Here is a 1,258-nt window from a genome sequence, read left to right as displayed (position 1 = left end):
CTCCCGACGGGGCCACGCTCTACGCCACAGACACGATCGGGCGCCGCGTGATGGTCTATGGCCGCGACGCCGCGACCGGCGACCTGGCGTCCCGCCCGGCCATCTTTGTCGGCACCGGGGTGGACAATCTCGACGTTGAGCCGGACGGGCGGATCTGGATCGCGAGCCATCCCAAGCTCTTCACCTTCGCGCTCGGCCATGCGCGGGCCGACAATCCCACGCCAGCGCCAAGCCAGGTGATCATTCTGGAGCCCGACCCCTCCGGTGAGGGCGGCAAGGGCGATCAGGTGCTGCTGACCACGGGGGAAGACTTCGCCGGCGCCTCGGTCGCAGTGCGCGAGGGCGGGCGGATGGTCCTGGGCTCGGTGTTCGAGCCTGGCGTGCGGGTATGCGCGCTCCCCGAGGTCTGGAAACACTCAGAGAGCGCGCCGCTGCGCTCCACGGTGCGCTGACGCGATCAGGCGCTCCTGGCCTTCACCGGGCAGGTATTCAGCCCGATCAGGCTGTAGAGCGGGCAGGTCGAGAACAGCCCCGTCAGCAATGGCACGAGGCCGATGAAGCCCCAGGGGGTCTGTGGCCCCACGAACGCCATGGCGAGCAACACGAGGCCGAGCGCCACGCGCAGGACGCGATCCACGCCGCCGACATTGGTTTTGAACATGAAAACCTCCTTCGATGGGTGGATACTTGCTCAAGACCCGCCGGCTCGTGAGGGCGCCAATCGCCGCAGAATTAAGGACCGGGGCGGTTCGCCCGGCTATGTTCGCGAAATGTCCCAATCGATTCGCATCCTCGGGCTTGATCCCGGCCTTCGTCGCACCGGCTGGGGCGTGATCGTGTCTTCTGGCTCGCGCGTGAGCTGGATCGCCCATGGCGTGATCGCCCCGCCCGAGAATGCGCCGCTTGCCGAGCGGCTGGTCGCGTTGCAGCGGGGGCTGGCCGAGGTGCTCGCCGCCCATGGCCCCGACGAGGCGGCGGTGGAAGAGACCTTCATGGCGACCAACGCCCAGTCTGCGCTGCTGCTCGGCCATGCGCGCGGGGTGGCGATGGCAACGATCGCGTCGGCTGGCGCATCGGTCAGCGAATACGCCGCCCGCGCGATCAAGAAGGCGCTCGTCGGCGCCGGCGGGGCCGACAAGGACCAGGTGGCCTTCATGGTCCGCCGGCTGCTCCCGGCTGCAGGGGCGGTAAGCGCAGACGCGGCCGATGCGCTGGCCTGCGCCTTGACGCACGCAGCCTGCCGGTCTCTGACCGCCGC

3 protein-coding genes are annotated in these 1,258 nt (G+C 69.3%); 2 read left to right on the top strand and 1 reads right to left on the bottom strand.

Features of this window, described 5'->3' with window-relative positions; translation table 11 throughout:
• On the top strand, positions 1 to 452 hold a 452-nt coding region (locus tag ACLD7X_RS16885; protein ID WP_411424850.1), incomplete at its 5' end, for an SMP-30/gluconolactonase/LRE family protein.
• A 5-nt stretch (positions 453 to 457) separates the two neighbouring features.
• On the opposite strand, the gene ACLD7X_RS16880 is transcribed toward ACLD7X_RS16885, so the two are convergent.
• Complete coding sequence (locus ACLD7X_RS16880; protein WP_411424849.1) at positions 458 to 661, bottom strand: YgaP family membrane protein; 204 nt, start codon at positions 659 to 661, stop codon at positions 458 to 460.
• Between ACLD7X_RS16880 and ruvC the strand changes: the two genes are divergently transcribed.
• Positions 660 to 1,258 (top strand): crossover junction endodeoxyribonuclease RuvC (ruvC, locus tag ACLD7X_RS16875; protein WP_411424848.1); only part of this gene is annotated, 599 nt, incomplete at its 3' end. The two genes, ACLD7X_RS16880 and ruvC, sit on opposite strands and share 2 nt — an antisense overlap.

Origin of the sequence: Aphanothece microscopica RSMan92 (assembly GCF_046613545.2) — a bacterium.
Lineage (GTDB): Bacteria > Cyanobacteriota > Cyanobacteriia > PCC-6307 > Cyanobiaceae > NIES-981.
Note: the sequence above shows the minus strand (reverse complement) of the source record. Positions and strands in the feature narration are given on the sequence as shown.

What these genes read in the sequence shown, in the direction of transcription:
- ACLD7X_RS16880 (WP_411424849.1), bottom strand. Translation starts at nt 661, where the DNA reads ATGTTCAAAACCAATGTCGGCGGCGTGGATCGCGTCCTGCGCGTGGCG.